The 21226-nt window shown below is 70.3% G+C and carries 18 protein-coding genes; 15 read left to right on the top strand and 3 right to left on the bottom strand.

Annotation, left to right across the window (positions count from 1 at the left end):
* Position 1 precedes the first annotated feature (1 nt).
* The gene (locus ACSHWB_RS31495; protein ID WP_439656910.1) at positions 2-2350 is read right to left on the bottom strand and encodes a glycoside hydrolase family 3 C-terminal domain-containing protein; all 2349 of its coding nucleotides are present in this window, start codon (positions 2348-2350) and stop codon (positions 2-4) included.
* A 76-nt stretch (positions 2351-2426) separates the two neighbouring features.
* A complete protein-coding gene (locus ACSHWB_RS31490) occupies positions 2427-3635 on the bottom strand; it encodes an ROK family protein (RefSeq protein ID WP_439656909.1) in 1209 nt (402 codons plus the stop codon).
* Positions 3636-3835: 200 nt separating this feature from the next.
* Here ACSHWB_RS31490 and ACSHWB_RS31485 point away from each other — a divergent pair, with 200 nt between their 5' ends.
* From ACSHWB_RS31485 to ACSHWB_RS31465, 5 genes are read left to right on the top strand one after another with little or no spacing between them, the layout of a single operon-like run.
* Positions 3836-5494 carry an ABC transporter substrate-binding protein gene (locus tag ACSHWB_RS31485; RefSeq protein WP_439656908.1) on the top strand — a complete coding sequence of 553 codons (1659 nt, stop codon included), beginning with the start codon at positions 3836-3838 and terminating at the stop codon, positions 5492-5494.
* A complete protein-coding gene (locus ACSHWB_RS31480; RefSeq protein ID WP_439656907.1) occupies positions 5491-6519 on the top strand; it encodes an ABC transporter ATP-binding protein in 1029 nt (342 codons plus the stop codon). Before ACSHWB_RS31485 ends, ACSHWB_RS31480 begins: the two co-directional genes overlap by 4 nt.
* Positions 6516-7496: an ABC transporter permease gene (locus tag ACSHWB_RS31475; protein ID WP_439656906.1), complete on the top strand. Its 981-nt coding sequence runs from the start codon at positions 6516-6518 to the stop codon at positions 7494-7496. Before ACSHWB_RS31480 ends, ACSHWB_RS31475 begins: the two co-directional genes overlap by 4 nt.
* Positions 7496-8377, top strand: a complete 882-nt coding sequence (locus tag ACSHWB_RS31470; protein ID WP_439656905.1) for an ABC transporter permease — start codon at positions 7496-7498, stop codon at positions 8375-8377. The genes ACSHWB_RS31475 and ACSHWB_RS31470 overlap by 1 nt, the downstream gene beginning before the upstream one ends.
* Positions 8374-9363, top strand: coding sequence for an ABC transporter ATP-binding protein (locus ACSHWB_RS31465; RefSeq protein WP_439656904.1), 990 nt, complete (start codon positions 8374-8376; stop codon positions 9361-9363). The genes ACSHWB_RS31470 and ACSHWB_RS31465 overlap by 4 nt, the downstream gene beginning before the upstream one ends.
* Here ACSHWB_RS31465 and ACSHWB_RS31460 read toward each other — a convergent pair whose 3' ends face one another.
* Entirely contained in the window at positions 9364-9915 is a 552-nt protein-coding gene (locus ACSHWB_RS31460; protein WP_439656903.1) for a PH domain-containing protein, read from the bottom strand.
* Positions 9916-9937: 22 nt separating this feature from the next.
* On the opposite strand from ACSHWB_RS31460, the gene ACSHWB_RS31455 reads away from it, so the two are divergent.
* The 10 genes from ACSHWB_RS31455 to ACSHWB_RS31410 all read left to right on the top strand — a co-directional run bounded on the left by ACSHWB_RS31455 (position 9938) and on the right by ACSHWB_RS31410 (position 21203).
* Positions 9938-10816 (top strand): alpha/beta hydrolase, encoded by an 879-nt coding sequence (locus ACSHWB_RS31455; RefSeq protein ID WP_439656902.1) that lies wholly within the window; start codon positions 9938-9940, stop codon positions 10814-10816.
* Positions 10817-10872: 56 nt separating this feature from the next.
* Entirely contained in the window at positions 10873-11259 is a 387-nt protein-coding gene (locus ACSHWB_RS31450) for a hypothetical protein (RefSeq protein ID WP_439656901.1), read from the top strand.
* Positions 11260-11272: 13 nt separating this feature from the next.
* Positions 11273-13960: a BTAD domain-containing putative transcriptional regulator gene (locus tag ACSHWB_RS31445; protein WP_439656900.1), complete on the top strand. Its 2688-nt coding sequence runs from the start codon at positions 11273-11275 to the stop codon at positions 13958-13960.
* Between the two features lie 8 nt (positions 13961-13968).
* Positions 13969-14682: a DinB family protein gene (locus tag ACSHWB_RS31440; protein WP_439656899.1), complete on the top strand. Its 714-nt coding sequence runs from the start codon at positions 13969-13971 to the stop codon at positions 14680-14682.
* Between the two features lie 89 nt (positions 14683-14771).
* Positions 14772-15212, top strand: a complete 441-nt coding sequence (locus ACSHWB_RS31435) for a hypothetical protein (protein ID WP_439656898.1) — start codon at positions 14772-14774, stop codon at positions 15210-15212.
* A gap of 56 nt (positions 15213-15268) precedes the next feature.
* Positions 15269-16327, top strand: coding sequence for a FecCD family ABC transporter permease (locus tag ACSHWB_RS31430; protein WP_439664701.1), 1059 nt, complete (start codon positions 15269-15271; stop codon positions 16325-16327).
* Positions 16324-17388, top strand: a complete 1065-nt coding sequence (locus ACSHWB_RS31425) for a FecCD family ABC transporter permease (protein WP_439656897.1) — start codon at positions 16324-16326, stop codon at positions 17386-17388. The genes ACSHWB_RS31430 and ACSHWB_RS31425 overlap by 4 nt, the downstream gene beginning before the upstream one ends.
* Positions 17389-17417: 29 nt before the next feature.
* Complete coding sequence (locus ACSHWB_RS31420) at positions 17418-18251, top strand: ABC transporter ATP-binding protein (protein ID WP_439656896.1); 834 nt, start codon at positions 17418-17420, stop codon at positions 18249-18251.
* Positions 18252-18345: 94 nt separating this feature from the next.
* Positions 18346-19374 carry an iron-siderophore ABC transporter substrate-binding protein gene (locus tag ACSHWB_RS31415; protein WP_439656895.1) on the top strand — a complete coding sequence of 343 codons (1029 nt, stop codon included), beginning with the start codon at positions 18346-18348 and terminating at the stop codon, positions 19372-19374.
* Between the two features lie 32 nt (positions 19375-19406).
* Positions 19407-21203, top strand: coding sequence for an ABC transporter ATP-binding protein (locus ACSHWB_RS31410; RefSeq protein ID WP_439656894.1), 1797 nt, complete (start codon positions 19407-19409; stop codon positions 21201-21203).
* The last annotated feature ends 23 nt before the right edge of the window (positions 21204-21226 follow it).

Raw genomic sequence — 21226 nt, 5'->3', positions numbered from 1 at the left:
TTCACCACGGCCGGAGAGCGTTCTCCGACGTGAGGCGCAGGGGTGTGACACCGGCGTTCGGGCCGATCAGGACGGTGAACGCGCCCGGCTCGACCTCCCACGTCCCCGCCCAGTGGCTGATGGCCCGCCGCGGTATCCGGACCAGTGCCTCCACGCTCTGCCCCGGTTCGGCGGTGACGGCCGCGAAGCCCGCCAGCCACCGCTGCGGTCTGGCCACGGCGCTGTCCGGCCGGGACAGGTAGACCTGCACGACCTCGCGGCCGGAGCGGTCGCCGGTGTTGCGCACCCGGACCCGGACCACGTCCCTCTCGACTCGTGCTTCCTCGTAGTGCCAAGTGGTGTAGCCGAGTCCGTGGCCGAACCAGTAGGCGGGAACGACGTCCCGAGCGGCCCACGCGCGGTAGCCGACGTCGAGCCCTTCCTCGTACGGCAGCGATCCCGCGACGGGCAGGTAGTCCTTCACCGGCACGTCGGACTCCAGGCCGGGCCAGGTCGTCGGCAGCCGCCCGCCGGGTTCGCGGTCGCCGAACAGCACGTCCGCGAGCCCGTTCCCGCCCTCCTGCCCCGGAAACCAGGTCAGCAGCACCCCGGCGACGTCCTCGCGCCACGGCAGCAGCACCGGACCGCCGGAGTTGACCACGACGACGGTGTGCGGGTTCGCCGCCAGCACCGCCCTGACCAGCGCGTCCTGCTCCCCCGGCAACGCCAGGGTGTGCCGGTCGCGCCCCTCGCTCTCGATCGCGTCGGTCGTGCTGACCACGACCACGGCGACGTCGGACTCACGTGCCGCGGCGACGGCGGCGGCCAGTTCCTCGGCCGCGTCCGGCGGTGGCGGGTCGGCGGCCAGCATCGAGGCCATCCCGCTGTCCTCGCCCAGTTCACGACGGGCGACCAGCTCGGCCTCGGTTCCCCCGGTGAGCCGCACCTCGACGCTGTGGTGCGGCGGGCGGAGGTGCTTCACGGCGGGGTCGTCGGTGTCGACGGGCTGGACCACGTCGAGCACCCGGACGCCGTCGACGTCCAGGGTCAGCCGGCCGTAGCCCGCCACCGCGATCCGCCACAGGCCGGTCCTGGTGACGGGCAGGCCCGTGCTGATCTCCAGGACGGCGGCGCCGGGCACCTCCTCGGTCTCGAGGATGCGGCCGGTCAGCCGGTGTTCGCGGAACAGCACCTCGTCGTCCTGGCCGAGCACGCGGACGAGGACGGGAGCGTCCACCGGCGTCGGGCGGTCGTCGATGCGCACGCCGGCCGCGTGGACCACCTCGGCGCGCGTGGAGAGGGCGTCGAACAGGGAGTTCTCGGCGGCCGGGTAGAGGCCGGAACTGCCGCCGCCCTGCACGCGGGGAGCGGTGGCGCCGGGGCCGATCACCGCGATGCGCAGGCCCGGCGCGAGGGGAAGAACCCCGTTGTTGCGCAACAGGACCGTGCTCGCGGACACCGCTTCGCGCAGCAGACTCTCGTCGGCGACCGGCGGTTCGATCGCGGACGTCCCCTCCAGCGCGCCGACCCGTGCGGCCAGCTTCAGCAGCCGGAACACCTTGTCGTCCACCAGGCTCTCGGCCACGTCCCCGGCCTCGACCGCGGAGACCAGCTGATCGCCCCACGGTCCCCACGGACCCGGCATCGAGAGGTCCTGTCCGGACACGGCCGACGCGACCGTGGTCCGCACCGCTCCCCAGTCCGACACCACGAGCCCGGCGAAGCCCCACTCGTCCTTCAGCGGCGAGGTGAGCAGCGGGTTCTCCGACATCGGATGGCCGTTCACCCCGTTGTAGGCCGACATCAGCGCCCACGCCCCCGCCTCCACGGCGGCCTCGAACGGAGCCAGGTACACCTCGTGCAGAGCGCGGTCGCCGACCCGGACGTCGTGTGTGAGCCGGTCGGTCTCCGTCTCGTTGGCGACGAAGTGCTTCGGGGTGGCGGCGACACCGCCGGCCTGCACGCCCCGCACGTAGGCGACGCCAAGCCGGGCCGTGAGCAGCGGATCCTCGGAGAAGCACTCGAAGTGCCGTCCGCCGTAGGGCGTGCGGTGCAGGTTCAGCACCGGCGCGAGCAGCACGTCCACACCCTTGCGGCGGGACTCGGCGGCCAGCAGCCCACCCAGCCTGCCGACCAGCTCCTCGTCCCACGTCGCACCCAGTGCTGTCGGCGACGGCAGTGCGAGCGACGTGCGGCGTTCGTCCCAGCCCGGACCGCGCACGCCCGCCGGGCCGTCGGAGAACGTCAGGGCACGCAGGCCGATCAGGGGCTCGGCACAGCTGCGCCAGACCGACCCTCCCGCCAGCAGCCGCACCTTGGCGTGCAGGTCGAGCTTGCCGACGAGGCGGGCCAGCTCGTGGTCGTCGTGCACCCGAAACCTCCTTGGAGAGCGCTCTCCAAAAGAGTCGGGGGCGGAACGCCCGGTGTCAATGCCGGATTGGCTCCCCTCAAACGATCTCGCGGACGGGGCGGACGTCGGCACCCGTCCCGAGCAGCACCGCGACCGGAAGAGTGGCCGCGCCCACGGCCACGGCGTCGGGACCCGTCCGGCCCAGCTCGATGCGGACCCGTTCGAACGGATGGCGCAGCGCGTGTTCGGCCGTCGCGGCGATGATCTCGTCCAGCTTCCGCGCGCCGAGCGCGAGCCCCGCCCAGCCGCCGAGGACGACGCGTTCGGGGTTGAAGAGGTTCACGAGGTTCGCGAGACCGGCCCCCAGGTAGCCCACGGACTCCTCCACCACCCGGCGGGCGACGGCGGACCGCGACGAGAGCAGCTCCTCCAGTGCGGACTGCTGGTCGAGCGACGAGTCCTTGCGCCGCAACGCCTCCCGGTAACGGCCGAGCATGGCGTCCGCCCCGGCGTACGCCTCCAGACAGCCGCGCACGCCACAACGGCAGCGCCGGCCGCCGTAGACGATCGTGGTGTGCCCCCACTCCCCCGCGTTGCTGGTCGCTCCCCTGTGCACGGCACCGTCGGTCACCACGGCGACGCCGACACCCGAGCCGACCAGCGCGATCACCGCGTGCCGGGCGCCGCGGCCGGCCCCGAACCACATCTCGGCCTGCCCCTGGGTCTTCGCGCCGTTCTCCACGAACAGCGGCGGCTCGACCCCCGCCGCGCGGATCATGTCCTCGAGCGGCACCGCGTCCCAGCCGATGGTCTGCGCGTGCACGACCGCGGAGGTCCCCCGCTCGACCGTGCCGGGCACACCCACGCCGACACCGAGCACCGAGGACGCCGCGACTCCCGCCGCCGACAGGACCTCGGCGACCCCCGACGCGATCACCGCGCTGACGGCGACGGGCTCGACGACCGCCAGCGGCCGGTCCACCGCGGACAGCCTGGTCATGGCGAGGTCGAACAGCTCGACCTTGATCCCCGTCTCGCCGACGTCGACCCCGATGACGTGCCCGAACGCGGGGTTCACCCGCAGCAGCACGCGCGGTCTGCCGCCGTCCGACTCGACCGAGCCTGCCTCCGTCAGCAGGCCTTCGTCCAGCAACTCACCGGTGATCGTGCTGGCCGTCGCGGCGCTCAAGCCGGTGCTCTCACTGAGCTGCTGACGGCTGAGCGGACCGTCGAGGAACAACGCCGTCAGCAACACCGACCGGTTCTGGCGGCGGAGGTCCCGCACGGTCGCCCGAGTACGCACCATGGGCGCCGAGGTTAGTTCGAGCCTAAAAATAAGCCTCGGGTCGTGACCTCTTCGTTATTGACTTGCGCTCGATGACAGGCGTCTACTCTACGGCGACCAGAGGTCCTCACCGGACCTCACCCGCGATGGCACGCGCGGTCACCTTCTCTTAGCGCTCACTTGATTCTTCTCGCTTTCGTTGGAGAACAAGGAGTTCCCCCATGAGAATCAGGCGTGTTTGCGCTGCCGTCGCCGCGACCGCCCTGGCGTTCACCGGCGCCTGTTCGGCCACGAACCCAGGGAGCGCTGGCAACTCCGCCGGCGTGCTGAACGTGGGTATGCCGAACGGACCGCAAACGGAGAACAACAACCCGTTCCTCAACTCGTCCGCGTCCTCGTCGCTGGGCTACCGGCGACTGCTGTTCGAACCGCTCGCCATGGTCAACGAGGTCAAGGTGACCGACCAGCCGAAGCCTTGGCTGGCAACGAAGTTCACGTGGTCGGAGAACTTCCACAAGCTGTCGCTCACGATCCGCGACGGTGTCACGTGGTCCGACGGCAAGCCGCTCACGGCCGAGGACGTCGCGTTCACCTTCGAGCTGCTCCAGAAGAACCCCGGGCTGAACATCGAAGGCGTTCCGTACCAGGACATCTCCTTCTCCGGCAACGAGGTCACCGTCGGCTTCCCGAAGTCGCAGTTCGTCAACCAGAAGAAAATCCTCGAGCAGTTCGTGGTGCCCAAGCACCAGTGGTCGACCTTCTCGAACCCGTCGACCGAGACGCTGAAGGAGCCGATCGGCAGCGGCCCGTACACGCTGAAGTCGTTCACCCCGCAGACGGTGACGCTGGCGATCAGGGACAAGTACTGGCAGGAGCTCCCGAAGGTCAAGGAGCTGCGCTACACCTCCTACAGCGACAACAACTCGCAGACCAACGCGCTGGCCACCGGTGCGGCGGAGTGGAGCTTCGTCTTCATCCCCAACTACCAGGCCGCGTACACCGGCAAGGACCCGCAGAACCACAAGCTGTGGTTCCCGCCGGTGCTCGGCGTGCACGGACTGTGGTTCAACACCAAGACGAAGCCGTGGGACGACCCTGCCCTGCGCCGCGCCGCGAACATGGTCGTGAACCGCGACGACATCTTCACCCAGGGCGAGGCGGGCTACTTCTACCCGAAGGTCGACAACATCACCGGCATCCCGACGCCGGCCGGTGAGTCGTTCATCGCGCCGCAGTTCAAGGACAAGAAGGTCACGGTCGACGTGGAGGGCGCCAAGAAGGCGCTGACCGAGGCCGGTTACACCTTCGACGGGACCACGTTGAAGGGCAAGGACGGCGCTCCCGTCACGATCACGCTCACCGTGCCGTCCGGCTGGTCGGACTACGTCACCGACCTGGAGATCATCAAGGACAACTTCTCCAAGATCGGCATCGCCGCGACGGTCAACCTGCAGAACGCCGACGCCTGGACCAAGGCCCTCGACACCGGTGACTTCGGTGCCGCGATGCACTGGACCAACAACGGCCTGACGCTGTACGACATCTACCAGTCCATCATGGACGGTGCGCTGTACAAGCCGATCGGCACGCCCGGCGTGAACGGCAACTACGGCCGTTACGAGAACCCCGCCGCCACCAAGGCGCTGGACGACTTCTCGAACGCCGCTGACGAGTCGGTGCGCAACGCGGCGTTGCAGGAGCTGCAGAAGATCTTCGTCCAGGACATGCCGGTCATCATCACCTCGGCGGCCAACGGCGGCGGGCAGTACAGCACGAAGAACTGGGTGGGCTGGCCGAGCGAGCAGGACCAGTACGCCCCCGTGCAGCCCACGCTCGAGAACGCCCTCGACATCGTCATGAAGCTGAGGCCTGCCTCGTGACGGCCGAGGTAGCGCCAGCGGTCTCCGGGGCGGTCTCGACAGAGATCGTCCTGGAGGCCGCCGGCCTCTCCAAGCACTTCCCGATCAGCAAGCCGTTCGCGCGCACGAAGAAGGCCGTGCGCGCGGTCGAGGGAGTGTCACTGCAACTGCGCAGGGGCAGGGTCACCGCGCTCGTCGGCGAGTCCGGCTCGGGCAAGTCGACGGTCGCGCGGCTGCTCGCCCAGCTCTACCCGCTGACGTCCGGTGAGATCCGGTTGCACGGCAAGAACGTTGCCGTGCAAAGAGGATGGCGGCACGGGCGGAGGTTCCGCGCGTACTGCCGCCAGGTCCAGATGATCTTCCAGGACCCGTTCGCGTCGCTCAACCCCGTGCACACCATCCGCTACCACCTGACCCGGTCGCTCACCATCCACGGCAACCGCGGCGACGACCTGGAGACGTCGCTCGCGGAACTGCTGACCCGGGTGCACCTGACGCCGGCGGAACGGTACCTCGACCGGTACCCGCACGAGCTGTCCGGCGGGCAACGGCAGCGCGTGGCGATCGCACGGGCGCTGGCGGCGAGTCCCGACGTGCTGCTGGCCGACGAACCGGTGTCCATGCTGGACGTCTCGATCCGGCTCGGCGTGCTCAACCTGTTGCGCGACCTGAAGGAACGCCTGCACCTGTCGATCCTGTACATCACGCACGACATCGCGTCCGCGCGCTACTTCGCGGACGAGACGGTCGTGATGTACGCGGGCCAGGTCGTGGAGGGCGGCGACAGCGAGACCGTCACCCAACGGCCGGCGCACCCGTACACGCAGCTGCTGATCGAATCGGCCCCCGACCCCGACCGCCCGGCGGTGCAGGAGAAGGACGGCGGCTCCGGCGAACCACCGTCGCTGATCGAACCCCCGCCGGGCTGTCGGTTCCACCCGCGCTGCCCGTTCGCGATGGACGTCTGCCGCACGGACGTCCCACCGCGCTTCGAGCTCGGCGACGGGCACTTCGCAGCCTGCTGGCTGTACCGGGAGGAGTCGTGAGCTACCTCCTCAAGCGGATCGGCTTCTACCTGCTCACCGTCTGGGCCGCCGTCACGATCAACTTCTTCGTGCCGCGGATGATCCCGGGCGACCCGGTGCAGGCGCTGATCACCAAGCAGCGCGGGCAGATGACGAGCGAGGCCGTCCGGTCGCTGTACGTCCTCTTCGGACTGGACAAGAACGAGAGCCTGGTGAGCCAGTACGTCTCCTACCTCGGCCAGCTCCTGCGCGGCGACCTGGGGATGTCCTTCACGTTCTTCCCGAGCCCGGTGGCGGACGTCATCGGGGACGGGTTGCCGTGGACCGTCGGGCTGGTCGGCATCACGACGGTGATCGGGTTCCTGCTGGGCACCGCGGCGGGTGCCGTCGTGGGCTGGCGGCGCGGCACGTGGGCGGACTCGCTGATCCCGGTCACGACGTTCGTCTCGTCAATCCCCTACTTCTGGCTCGGCCTGGTCGCGATCACCCTGCTCACCGGGCCGGGGAGCTTCTTCCCGGCGTCGGGCGCCTACGAGATCGGGCTGGTGCCGAACTGGGACTGGCAGTTCATCGGCAGCACCGTCCAGCACGGCCTGCTGCCCGGCCTGACGATCCTCGTGTCCTCGGTCAGCGGCTGGATCCTGAGCATGCGCAACATGATGGTGACGGTGTCGTCGGACGACTACGTGACCGTCGCGCACGCCAAGGGACTGTCCGAACGCCGGGTGATGCTCGCCTACGCCGCCCGCAACGCGTTGCTGCCCAACGTGTCCGGCTTCGCGCTGGCGCTCGGGTTCATCGTCGGCGGCACCCTGCTGGTCGAGATCGTCTTCTCCTACCCCGGTCTCGGCCTGCAGCTGTTCCAGGCGGTCGGCGCCAAGGACTACCCGCTGCTGCAGGGCATCTTCCTCATCATCACGTTGTCCGTGCTGCTGGCGAACCTCCTCGCGGACGTCGCCTACCTCGCCCTGGACCCGCGCACCCGCAGGGAGGCCTGATGCGCAACAACCCCAAGGCTCTCACGGGCCTGATCGCGCTCGGCGTGTTCGCCGTGCTGGCCGTCGTCGGCCCGTGGCTGGCGCCGTTCGAACCGTCGGCGCGCAGCAACGCGCTGTTGCAGCCGCCGTCGTCGGCGCACTGGTTCGGCACCACCCACCTGGGCCAGGACATCTTCAGCCAGGTGCTCGCCGGCACCCGCAGCGTCGTGTTCGTCGGCGCGGTCGCGGGTGTCGTCGCCACCGTGCTGTCGGTGCTGGTCGGCGTCACCGCCGGCTACCTCAGCGGGTCGGCTGGTGAGGGGCTTTCCGCGCTGTCGAACGTGTTCCTGGTGATCCCGGCGCTGCCGTTGATCGTCATCATCACCTCGTCGCTGCCGGAGACCAGCAACCTCACGATCGCGCTGGTGATCGGGCTGACGTCGTGGGCGTGGAACGCGCGGGTGCTGCGCGCGCAGACGTTGTCGTTGCGCAGGCGGGAGTACGTGGAGGCGGCGCGGGCGAACGGCGAGTCGACGTGGCGGATCATCCTGTTCGAGATCCTGCCGAACCTGACCGCCGTCATCGCGTCCGGGTTCGTCGGCACCGTGCTGTTCGCGGTGATCTCCGAGATCACGCTGGCGTTCATCGGCGTGTCCGACGCGGGCGGCTGGAACTGGGGCACCGTCCTGTACTGGGCCCAGTCGCAGCAGGCGCTCGCCCAGGGCGCGTGGTGGTGGTTCGTGCCGGCCGGTCTCGCGATCGCGTTGCTCGGCACCGCGTTGTCGCTGGTCAACTTCGGCATCGACGAGTACGTCAACCCGCGCCTGCGCAACCGCTTCTCGCTGCGCGGCGTGCGCATGCGCGTCGGCTTCACCCCGGTGCTCGCCAAGGAGACGTCATGAAGGAACGCATTCTCGAGGTGCGCGGGCTCAACGTCGACTACGGCGTCGGCCCGGAGGCGGTGCGGGCCGTCCGCGAGGTGGACCTGACCCTGCACCGCGGCGAGGTGCTCGGCCTGGCAGGGGAATCCGGCAGCGGCAAGTCCACTTTGGCCTACGGCATGACCAGGCTGCTGCCACCACCCGGTGTGGTGGCCGGCGGCGAGGTGATCTACCACCTCGGCGACGGCACCACCGTAGACCTGCTGCGCATCCGCGACGCGGAGCTGCGGCGGCTGCGGTGGGCGGAGATCGCCATCGTCTTCCAGGGCGCGATCAACTCGCTCAACCCCGTGCAGCGGATCTCGGCGCAGCTGCTGGACGTCATCAAGGCGCACGAGCCCCGGTCGTCCCCGCGTTCCCGGCAGGACCGCGCGGGTGAGCTGCTGGGGTTGGTCGGCATCGCCGCGGACCGCCTGAACAGCTACCCGCACGAGCTGTCCGGCGGGATGCGGCAGCGCGTGATGATCGCGATGGCCCTGGCGCTCGAACCGCGCGTGGTGATCATGGACGAGCCCACCACCGCGCTGGACGTGGTGGTGCAGCGGCAGATCCTGCGCACCCTCGTCGAACTGCGGGAACGGCTCGGGTTCTCGGTCGTGTTCATCACGCACGACCTCTCGCTGCTGGCCGAGTTCTCGGACCGGATCGCGATCATGTACGCGGGCCAGGTCGTCGAACAGGCCGAGTCGGCGGACCTGTACCGGACTCCCCTGCACCCCTACAGCGACGGGTTGCTGCAGTCGTTCCCGGCGTTGAAGGGACCACGGCGGGAGCTGTCGGGCATCGCCGGCTCACCACCGGACCTGCGGATGATGCCGAGCGGATGTCCGTTCCACCCGCGCTGTGCCCGCGCCATGGACGTCTGCGCCGAGCAGACGCCCGTGCTGGGGCAGAGCAGGGACAACCGCTCGGTGGCGTGCTGGTTGCACCCGGTGGCGGTGGGCTGATCAGCCCGCGTTGATCCGCGCCCCGATCCAGGCGACGACGAGCAGGACCGCGACCACACCCGCGAGCGGCACCAGCATCAGGTCGAACCGCCTGCGGACACCCCCGGTGTCCGCAGGCGCCGGGCTCGGCCGGTGCCGCTCGATCTCCTCCCGGATCCGGTGCTGCACGCGGCTTCCGTTCAGCGAGCTGGCCACGGAGAACGCACCGGCGGCGACGTTGATGCGCTCGCCCCCGGTGGTGACGAGGTGCACCTCGCGCTTCGACTCGACCGACGCGAGGTCGGCCCACGGCACCCAGTACGAGCGGAACCAGTTCACCACCAGCACGCCCGAGTCGTAGATCCGCACCGCCGCGTGCGCGCCGAGCATCCACACGAACCAGGTGAGCGGCGCCATGATCGCGATGAACTCGAGCTGCTGGGCGAACCCGTTGCCGGGGAACGGGTTCAGCAGCACGTACACGGTCGTCACCAGCATGCCCGCCGTCACGGCCCAGCTGAGGACGCTGTCGAACCTCCTGCGCAGCACCGCGGCCGCCCTGCCCCTGCTCATGGCCACACGATAGGACTTGTCCATGCGACTGGAGTCCTTCATCGATCCGAAACTGGCCGAGCACGTCGAGGAGGCCCGCAGGACCAACGCCGAGCGAGGTCTCCGGCGTGGCCCTGGCAACGCGGACGAGCTGCGCGAGTTCCGGGTCGCCCCGGCCGAGGACAACACCGTGGTCGAGGCCGGCGGCCGCACGGTGCCCGTCCGGATCCTCAGGCCCGAGGGCACACCACGCGGGGTCTACCTGGACTTCCACGCCGGAGGCTTCTACATGGGGTCGGCGGCCCAGGACGACGCCCGCAACCAGCGGCTCGCGAACGCGATCGGGGCCGTCGTCGTGAGCGTCGACTACCGGCTCGCCCCGGAACACCCCTGGCCGGCCGCCCCGGACGACGCCGAGACCGCCGCGCTCTGGCTCCTCGGCAACGCGCGGGAGCAGTTCGGCACGGACCGGCTCGCCATCGGGGGCTTCTCGGCGGGGTCCACCCTCGTCGTCACCACGCTGCTGCGGCTGCGCGACCGAGGCGAGGCGGCACGGTTCGCGGGCGCGGTCCTGCAGGCGGGCACCTACGACCTGAGCGGGCTGACCCCGGCCGGCCGGTCGATCGCGGACGAGTACTTCATCGAGGCCTACGCAGGACACGTGCGGGACAGGACGGACCCGGACATCTCCCCCGTCTACGGCGACCTGCGCGGGCTGCCGGACTTCCTGATGGTCGTCGGCGACCAGGACGTCATCCTCGAGGACAACCTGGCCATGGCGGCCAGGATCCTCGGCGCGGGCGGCGAGGTCGACCTCAAGATCTACCCCGAGTCGCGGCACGGCTTCACCAACCGGGGCAACGGCATGGCACGCGCCGCCTGGCAGGACATCGAGCGGTGGCTCGTCGGCCGTCTCTCTTAGCGGTGTGGCTCGCAACACTAGACTCCGCCCAACGGAGATCAACACGAGGTGGCGACATGAAGCTGGGCGATGTCACGCGGACCACTCTGGCCTGCGTCCGGATCTTCAACGGCGCGCTGGGCCTGCTCGCCGCCGACAGGATGGCGAAGAGCCTCGGCGACGAACTGGGTGACGACAAGAGGTTCGTCTACCCGGCCCGCATGTTCGGCATCCGCACGCTCGTCCTCGGCGTGGACCTGCTGACGTTGAAGAGCACCGACGCGAACGCCCGCCGGGTGCTGCGCCAGGCCGTGCTCATTCACGCCACGGACACCGCCGCCGCTGTCTACGCTGGCAGGCGCGGCGAGCTGCCGGCCAGGGCAGCGAAGCTGACCACGATCATCTCCGCCGTCAACACCGGGCTGGCCGTCGTGTCCCTCCTCGCCGCCGAGAAGGACAGCTGATCGGAGGGCGGCCGTGACGATCGAGATCGCCCTGCTCGGCGAGGTGGGCGCGAACGTCGACGGCCGTCCGGTGGAGCTGGGGCACGCACGGCAGCGGTGCGTGCTGGCCGCGCTGGCGATCGACGTCGGCAGGGTCGTGACCGTCACGCAGCTGACCGAACGCGTCTGGGGCGCCGCCCCGCCCCGGCAGTCGCGGGCCACGCTGCACAGCTACCTCTCCCGGTTGCGCCAGGCGTTCGCGACCTCGATCACGCTCACCAGCCAGCCCTCCGGGTACGTCCTCGACGCGGACGAGTCCTCTGTGGACCTGATGCTGTTCCGCAGGCTCCGGGACGAGGCCCGCGCGCTGACCGACGACAGGGCGATCGTGGACCGGCTCGCGGAGGCGACGAGGCTGTGGCGGGGCGAACCGCTGACCGGCATCGGTGGCGACTGGGCCGACGTCACCCGCCACCTGCTCACCGCGGAACGCACCGCCGCCGAGCTCGACCTCCTCGACGCCCGGCTGCGGCTGGGCCAGGGCCCCGAACTGCTGGCCGCGATCTCGGCGCGGGCCGCGAAGGACCCGCTGGACGAACGCGTGGCAGCCCTGCACCTGCTGGCCCTCGCGCAGGCGGGCCGGGTCCCCGAGGCGCTGGAGGAGTTCCGGGCCGTCCGCACCCAGCTGATCGGTGAGCTCGGCGCCGAACCCGGCCCGGCGCTCCGCGAGCTGCACGAGGAACTGCTGCTCAGCGTGCCTGAACCGCCGCAGGTCGTGCCGAGGCAGCTGCCGTCCGCGCCGACGCAGTTCATCGGCCGCGAGCAGGATTTGACCGGGCTGGACGAGGCGATGCGCACGGCCGGTGTGGCGACGATCGCGGGCGCGGGCGGCATGGGCAAGACGTGGCTCGCGCTGCAGTGGGCGCACCGCAACCTGCACCGCTTCCCGGACGGCCAGCTGTTCGTGGACCTGCGCGGGTTCAGCCCCGACGAGACTCCGATGGAACCGGACGTGGCCATCTGCGGGTTCCTGCACGCGCTCGGGCTCGACGCCACCGCCGTCCCCTCCGATCCCCCGGCCAGGGCGGCGTTGTTCCGCCGCCTGACCGCGCGCCGGCGGATGCTCGTGGTCGTCGACAACGCCGCCGACGCCTCCCAGGTCGCCCCGGTCCTGCCCGGCGGCGACACCTGCTGGGTGCTCGTGACCAGCCGGAACAGGTTGCACGGCCTCGGTTCGGAGGCCGTCGGCCTGGAGGTGCTCGCCGACGGCGACGCGCACACGTTGCTGGCCTCCCGCATCGGCGCGGCCAGGCTGAGCGCCGAACCTCTGGCCGTGGCGAGGCTGATCGACCTGTGCGGCGGCCTCCCGCTCGCGCTGAGCATCGTCGGCGCGCGGATCCTGACCGAACCCGACCTGTCGCTCGCCGCCATCGCCCGGCAACTGGAGGAGCTCGGACTCGGCGCGCTCGACGCCGACCCGAGCGTCAGCGTGCCGGTCGTGCTGTCGTGGTCGTACCGGGCGCTCACCGAACGGCAGCGGGAACTGTTCGCGCTGCTGGGAATCGCACCCGGCGAGGACATCGGCCTCGCCGCGGCGGCCAGCCTCGCCGATCTGTCCACTGTGGACGTTCGCACGACGTTGCGGGAGCTGGAACAGGCGTCGCTGATCTCGATCGGCACCGGCTTCCGCGCCAGGATGCACGACCTGGTCCGCGCCTGCGCGGCCGAGCAGGCCAAGCACGCCGGTCACGACGAGGCGTTGCGCCGCCTGGTCGACCACCACCTCCACACCGCGCACGCCAACGACCGCCTGATCGACCCGCACCGCCCGTTGATCACCCTCGACGAGGCCACCCCGGGAACGCACGTCACCGCCGCCACCGACAAAGCCTGTGCGCGGGCGTGGTTCGACGCGGAACGGGGCACGCGCCTGGCCGTGCAACAGGCCGCCGCCGCGCACGGGTGGAACGACAGGGTCGTGCTGCTGGCCAGGGTGTCGCACGCCTACCACCAGCAACGCGGCCACCTCGACGACGGCCTCGCCATGTGGCAGACCGCCATCGACGCGGCCGAGGACCCGGTGGACCGCGCCGTCGCGCACCGGATCACGGGCAGCAGCCTCGGCCAGGTCCAGCGCTACGACGAGGCACAACACCACCTCGGCGAGGCCCTCACGCTCGCGGAACAGGTCGGTGAGGCACTGCCGCTCGCCGACGCGCACGGCACGGTCGCGTGGCTGTGGGCGAGCCGGTCGGAGTACGGACGGGCCTTCGAACACGCCAAGGCCGCGCTGCCGCACTACGAGAAGACCGGCAACAGGATGCTGATCGCTTTGGCCCACAACAACATCGGGCACTGCGCGGCGGAGGTCGGCGACACCGAACAGGGCCGCCTGTCCGCTGCCAGGGCGCTGGAAATGCTCCACGAGCTCGGTGACCGGCACGGCGAGGCGACCGCCCTCGACACGCTCGCCCGCGTCGAGTACCAGAGCGGCAACCACACGGCGGCGATCATCCACTACGAACGCGCCGTGGAGCTGTACCGGGCCGCGGACGACGACTACAGCACCGCCAACACGTTGATGACCCTCGGCCACACCCATCTCGCGCTGGGACAGCACGAACGGGCCTCGGCGATCTGGCGGCGGGCGCTGGACATGCTGGAGCAGCAGGGCCGTGACGAGGAGGCCGGGCGCCTGCGCGACCGGCTCGACCGCCTGTGAGGAGAGCGATGCCGACCTTCTCCGAGTCCGACGACCTGCGCGGGGCGCGGTTCGTGGGGGCCGACCTGTCGGAGGCCGTGATGCGCGGCGTCCAGATCACCGGCGCCGACATCGACGCGCCGTGGCTGCTGGAAGGCGACGGCTCCCTGTGGGTCAACGGCGTCGACGTCGTCCCGTTCGTCGAGGCGGAGCTCAACCGCCGCTTCCCCGGCCGGTCCCTGCGCCGCGCGACGGATCCAGACGGGCTGAGGGCGGCGTGGAGCGCACTCGAGGGCACCTGGGAACGCACGCTCGCCAGGGCTCTCGCGATGCCGACCGGCACGGTCGACGTGTCGGTCGCGGGAGAGTGGTCGTTCGCGCAGACGTTGCGCCACCTCGTGCTCGCCACGGACATGTGGCTGGGCCGGGGCGTCCTGGAGATCGCGCAGCCGTTCCACCCCATCGGCCAGGTCGACACGCAGTCCCAGGGCGAGCTGGAGTCGTTCGCGACGGTCACGCCGTCCTTCGACGAGGTGCTCGAGGTCCGCGCCGGCCGGACCGGCATGGTGCGGGACTTCCTCGCGACGGTCACGCCCGAGGAGCTCGCGGCGTCCCGCAGGAACCCGCACAACCCGGAGTTCCCCGAGACCACGCTCTCCTGCCTGCACGTGATCCTCGAAGAGGAGTGGGAACACCACCGCTACGCCGTGCGCGACCTCGACGTGATCGCCTCGCGCCCGTGACCCGTGGACCAGGGACACTCACGGGCGCGAACAACCCCCTGGCCCGGGAAGTCTGACTCCTGCACACAGCATCACGAGGAGCGGACGACATGCCCACCATCACCCTGACCCAGCAGACCACCGCGACGCCCGAGCAGTTCGTCGCCGGGCTCACCGACTTCGGCCCCGGCCGCGCGGAGCTCTTCCCCAACAGCGCCGACGCCGACCTGCGCGTGCACGAACGGGGTGAGGAGTTCGCCGACGTCACCGAGGGGTCCGGTGGCATCTGGGAACGCCTGCACTACGACTGGTCCGACCCCGGCCGCATCGTGCTGACCACCGTGGACTCCAACGTGTGGGGCGGGCGTTCCGGCCACACCTACACGTTCACCAAGCAGGCAGACGGAACCACTCTCGTGCACGCCGAGGTGGTCCGGGAGGGCAAGAACCTCAAGGGAAAGCTGCTCGGGCTCTCACTCGGGCTGCTCGGTAAAAAGGTGCTCGGCGGGGCGCTCGCGAAGACCGTGCGGGCCATCGAGGCCAGGGGTTAGGTAAGGGTGCCCTAGGTGAACACGGCGGGCGGAAGCTAACGTAACCCGTCGTGAGCATGGTCGTGGAGCAACGCGGGCCCGAACCCGCACCAGCCCTGGAGAGCCCGCACCGGCGGCGGCGTCTCGGGCTGGCGGGTCTGCTGATGTTGCTGGCCGCGGCGTCGGTGCTGTCGCTGGTGATCGGCGCGCGGTCGCTCACCCCCGCCGAGGTGTGGCAGGGGCTGTTCGGCGATCCCGGCGGCGACCAGCGGCTCACCGAGATCACGCTGATCGTGCAGACGCTGCGCGTGCCGCGGACGGTGCTCGCGCTCGTGGCGGGCCTCGCGCTCGGCGTCGCGGGCGCGTTGATCCAGGGGCACACCCGCAACCCCATCGCGGACACCGGGCTGCTCGGTGTCAACTCCGGCGCGTCGTTCGCCGTGGTGCTCACGGTCTACCTGTTCGGCCTGCAGAACCCGTTGCAGTACATGTGGTTCGGGTTCCTCGGCGCCGCGGTGGCGGGGGTGGTGGTGTTCGGGCTGTCGAGCCTCGGCCGCGGTTCCGGCAACCCCCTCACCCTCGCGCTGGCGGGCCAGGGCGTCACGGTGTTCCTGGCCGCGATGACGACCGCGGTGGCGCTGGGCGACAAGCTGACGCTCGACGTGCTGCGGTACTGGAACGCGGGCTCCGTGCAGGGCGTCGGGTGGAACGTCATCGGCATCGCGGGGATCTTCGTCGCCGTCGGGCTCGTGCTGGCGCTGGTCAACCTGCCCGTGCTCAACCTGCTCAACCTCGGTGACGACGTCGCGCGCGGCCTCGGCGTGAACATCGCGGCGGCACGGACCATCGGCGTCGTCGCCGTCACGTTGCTCGCGGGCGCGGCCACGGCGGCGTGCGGGCCGATCGCGTTCCTCGGGCTGATGGTGGCGCACATCGCTAGGTGGCTCACCGGGCCGGACTACCGCTGGATGGTGCCGTACGCGGGGTTGCTCGGCGCGGCCGTGCTGCTGCTCGGCGACATCGCGGGACGGCTCGTCGTGCGGCCCGCGGAACTGCAGGCCGGCATTGTCATCGCCCTCATCGGCGCCCCGTTCTTCGCGGTGCTGGTCTGGCTCGGGAAGTTCAGGCGGGCATGATCACCGCACCGGAAGCACCCGAGATGCACCGCGGCGTCCGCGTCGGCGGCTGGTCGTGGGTCTGGCGGCCGTGGGCCGTGCTCGTCACCGTCGTGCTGGCCGCGCTGACGTTCCTCATCTTCTGCGTGTCGATCGCGGTCGGCGACTTCACGATCGAGCTGTCCGCCGTGTTCAGGACGCTGGTCGGGCAGGGCGAGCGGGTCGACGAGTTCGTGATCATGGACCTGCGGATGCCGCGAGCCCTGGTCGGTCTGATCGCCGGGGTGACGCTCGGGATCTCCGGCGCGCTCACGCAGTCGATCGCACGCAACGCGCTGGCCAGCCCCGACGTGCTCGGCATCACCGCCGGCGCGAGCGCCACGGCGGTCTTCGTCGTGACGGCCGGCGGCGGTTCGGCGATCGGCGGCGCGCTCGGGTTGCCCGCGGCGGCGCTGATCGGCGGTCTGCTGACCGGTCTGCTCGTCTACCTGATGGCGTGGAAGAAGGGCATCGACGGGTTCCGGCTGATCCTCATCGGCGTCTCGGTCAGCGCGGTCATGCAGGCGCTCACGACGTGGCTGCTGGTGCTGGGCGACATCCGCGACGTGACCCGCGCGCAACGCTGGCTCGTCGGGTCGCTCGACTCGCGGACGTGGCCCGAGGTGTGGACGGCGCTGTGGGCCGCGGCCGTGCTGGTCCTCGTCGTGATGGTGGTCGCGTTCCAGCTCCGGCCGATGCACTTCGGTGACGACGTGGCCGCCGGTCTCGGCGTCCGCTACTCGGCCGTGCGGGCGATCCTGCTGCTGTGCGCGGTCCTGCTGGCGGGGGTCGCGGTCTCGGCCGCGGGCCCGGTGCCGTTCGTCGCGCTGGTCGGGCCGCAGATCACCATGCGGCTGATGCGCTCGCCGGTGCCGCCGCTGCTGGCGTCCGGCCTGTTCGGCGCGCTGCTGCTGATCGGCTCCGACCTGCTCGCGCGGATCGTGCTGCCCAACGACCTGCCCGTCGGTGTCGTCACGGCGATCATCGGCGGGCCGTTCCTCGTCTACCTGCTGGTGCGGGCGAACGTGAAGCGCGCGGCCTGAGGCAAGCCTGCATTAAGTAAGGTTGCCCTATGACAGCGCTGCGCAACGATGTCGCCCGCCTGGGGGCCGAGGGCGTCACGGTCGGGTACGCCGACCGGATCGTGCTCGACAACCTGGACGTCGCCATCCCGACCGGGGTGATCACCACGGTGATCGGCCCCAACGGGTGTGGCAAGTCGACGCTGCTGCGGACGCTGTCACGGCTGCTCAAACCGCGCCAGGGCACGGTGCTGCTCGACGGCAGCGACATCGCGCGCCTGAGGACCAAGGACGTCGCGAAGAAGATGGGCCTGCTCCCGCAGACCCCGATCGCGCCGGAGGGGCTGACGGTCGCCGACCTCGTGGCCCGCGGCCGGCACCCGCACCAGAGCTGGGTGCGGCAGTGGTCGAGCGACGACGCGGCGGTCGTCGCCGAGGCGTTGCGCCTGACCGGGGTCGCCGACCTGGCCCACCGCCCGGTCGACTCGCTCTCCGGCGGCCAGCGGCAGCGGGTGTGGATCTCCATGACGCTCGCCCAGGGCACCGACCTGCTGCTGCTGGACGAGCCGACGACCTACCTCGACCTCGCGCACGCGATCGACGTGATCGACCTCGTCGACGACCTGCACGAGGGCGGCTGCACGATCGTCATGGTGCTGCACGACCTGAACCTGGCCGTGCGCTACAGCGACAACCTGATCGTGATGAAGGCGGGATCGATTGTCGCGCAAGGACATCCGAGCGACGTGATCACCAGTGAGCTGCTGCTGGACACGTTCGGCCTGCAGGCGAAGGTCATCGACGACCCGGTGAGCGAACGGCCGTTGATCGTCCCCATCGGCCGGACCCACGTGGTGTCGAAGAGTGACCAAGACCTAAGTTAGCCTGCCCTAACTGAGTGATAAGGTTCGGCTGTCCTAATTTCCCCCGCCGCGTGGGCAGCGAAGAACGAGGTGCCGAATGGGCCAGAGAACGACCATGACCTGGAAGCGACTGACCGCTGTGGCAGCAGCCGTGGTGGTCGGTGCCAGCGTCCTCGCCGGGTGCGGTTCTTCCACGCCTGCCGCGACCACTGACACGAACGGCGCCGCCGGCGGCACGTTCCCGACGAAGGTCGAGCACTTCTTCGGCACGACGGAGATCAAGGAGGCGCCCAAGCGCGTCCTCTCCCTCGGCTACACCGACGACCAGACGCTGCTGGCGCTGGGCGTCGTCCCGGTCGGCATGATCGACCAGTACCCGAACCCCGAGGGCACCAAGCCCGACATCAACACCCAGTGGGCCTGGGTGAAGGACAAGTGGGGTTCGACGACGCCCGAGGTCGTCATGAAGAACGGTGACACCGAGCCGAACTTCGAGAAGATCGCCCAGCTCCGCCCCGACCTGATCGTCGCCGTCTACTCCGAGGCCACCCAGGACTGGTACGACAAGCTGACCAAGATCGCACCGGTGGTCGGCCGCACCAAGGAGGAGAAGGAGCCCTTCAGCGCGAAGTGGCAGGACAACGTGCTGCAGATCGCGAAGGCGGTCGGCAAGGGTGACGAGGGCGCGAAGCTGATCAAGGGTCTCGACGACAAGCTCGCCGAGGCCAAGAAGGCCAACCCGGACTTCGCGAACCAGACCGCCACCGTGCTGACCTGGTACAAGGACGCGATCGTGCCGTTCACCACCACCGACGTGCGCGGCCAGTTGCTGACCGGCATCGGCTTCAAGGGCAACACGAAGGTCGACGAGATCGCCGAGGGCGGTTTCTCCGCCAAGCTCTCGCCCGAGAAGATCGACCTGATCAACACCGACCGCATCTTCGTGATCGCCGACAAGGCCGACGCGGACGCGCTGAAGAACTTCCAGCTGTTCGCGAACCTGCCCGCGGTCAAGGCCGGCAAGGTCCACTGGATCCTCGACAGCGAGGGCCCCGCGGTCGGTGCCGCGATCTCGCAGGCGACCCTCCCGTCGCTGCCCTACGCGATCGACGAACTGGTGAAGGCCGCCAAGTCCGGCGCCTGATCCACGCTCACCCCGGCGAAAGGCCTTCCCCCGTGACCACGAGCGTCTCCGGCGCACCGTCGAAGATCCTGCGCACGGCGTCCGGGCGGGAGGCCTCCCGCTGGTTGCTCGACCACTGCCGTTCCGCCCCCGGTCTGCCGATCGCCACCGTGCTGGCGACGGTGATCGGGGCGGTGCTGCAGATCGTCCCCGTCTTCCTGCTGGGCACCGTGGTCGACGGGGTCGTGCAGGGGCGCGACGCGTCGATCCTCTGGACGATCGGCATCGCGACGATCGTCTCGGCCTTGGCCGGCGCGGCCATGACCGCGGTCTCGACCTATCTCGTCGGCCGGGTGGGCGCGGAGATGCTGGCACGCCTGCGGGAAGGCGCGGTGCGCGCGGTGCTCGGGATGCCGAGCGCGCGGATCGAGGAGGTCGGCCGCGGAGACGTGCTCTCGCGCGTCGGGGACGACGTCGCCGTCATCTCCAAGGGTTTCCGCACGGCCATCCCGACGATCTTCTCTGCGATCGTGCTGGTCGTGATCGCGACGGCCGGCATGTTCGGCCTCGACTGGCGGCTCGGTCTCGCCGGTGCGTGCGCGCTTCCCGCGTACTGGCTGGCGTTGCGCTGGTACCTGCCGCTCTCCCAGCCTCTCTACCGCGCCCGTTCCGAGGCGCAGGCCGACCGCGCGCAGGCGTTGATCAGCGGCCTCGACGGCATCGCGACGGTGCGCGCCTACCGCCTGGAGAACTCCTTCCGGGACAAGGTGACCGCCGAGTCGTGGCGGGTGCGCAACATCGGCATCGACGTCTTCCGGTTCTTCGGCCGGTTCATCGGCAGGGAGAACCGCGCCGAGTTCATCGGCCTCGGCCTGATCATCGTCGTCGGCTACTTCCTGGTGACGAACGGGCAGTCGTCGCTCGGCCAGGTTTCCGTTGCGGCACTGCTGTTCCACAAGCTGTTCGTGCCGCTCGGCCTGATCATGGCCTTCTTCGACGAGGCGCAGAAGTCCGGCGCCGGCCTGACCCGGCTGGTCGGTGTGCTCACGGAGTCCGACGGCGACGAGCTCGTGCGCAGCGCGGTGGCCGTCGACCCTAACGCACAACCGCTTCCCGTGTCGGTGCGCGGGCTTTCCTTCCGCTACCCCGAATCCGAGCACGACGTGCTGCGGAACATCGACCTGGAGATCCCCGCCGGCACCTCACTCGCGCTGGTCGGCGCGACCGGTGCGGGCAAGACGACGCTGGCGGCCCTGGTCGCCGGGACGGGCACCCCGCTCAGCGGGTCCGTGCACATCGGCACCGCGGATCTCGCCGACCTCGACGAGGCGGGATCCCGCGCGCTGGTCAGCATCCTGACCCAGGAGGCGCACGTCTTCGCCGGCCCGCTGGCCGAGGATCTCCGTTTGGCCGCCCCGGATGCGACCGACGACGAGCTGATGGACGCGCTGCGGACCGTGGGCGCCGACACGTGGGTCGAGGCGTTGCCCCAGGGCCTGCAGACCGATGTCGGCGAGGGCGGCGAACGCCTCGACGTGACCAAGGTCGCCCAGATCGCGCTCGCCCGGCTGGTGCTCGGCCGCTCCCCCGTCGTCGTGCTGGACGAGTCGACGGCGGAGGCGGGCAGCCAGGGTGCCGCCGCGCTGGAACGAGCCGCGCTCGCGGCCTGCCGGGGCCGCACCACACTCCTGGTCGCGCACCGCCTGACCCAGGCCATCGCCGCGGACCGGATCGCCGTGCTGGACGGCGGCGAGGTGCTGGAACAGGGAACACACGAGGAACTCGTGGCGCGTGACGGGCGTTACGCCACGCTTTGGGCCGCTTGGCGATTCGGAACGGCAACTACTTAGGTTAGGCTTCCTTCACCGATCGT

Origin of the sequence: Lentzea sp. HUAS TT2 (assembly GCF_051853195.1) — a bacterium.
Classification (GTDB): domain Bacteria; phylum Actinomycetota; class Actinomycetes; order Mycobacteriales; family Pseudonocardiaceae; genus Lentzea.
Note: the sequence above shows the minus strand (reverse complement) of the source record. Positions and strands in the feature narration are given on the sequence as shown.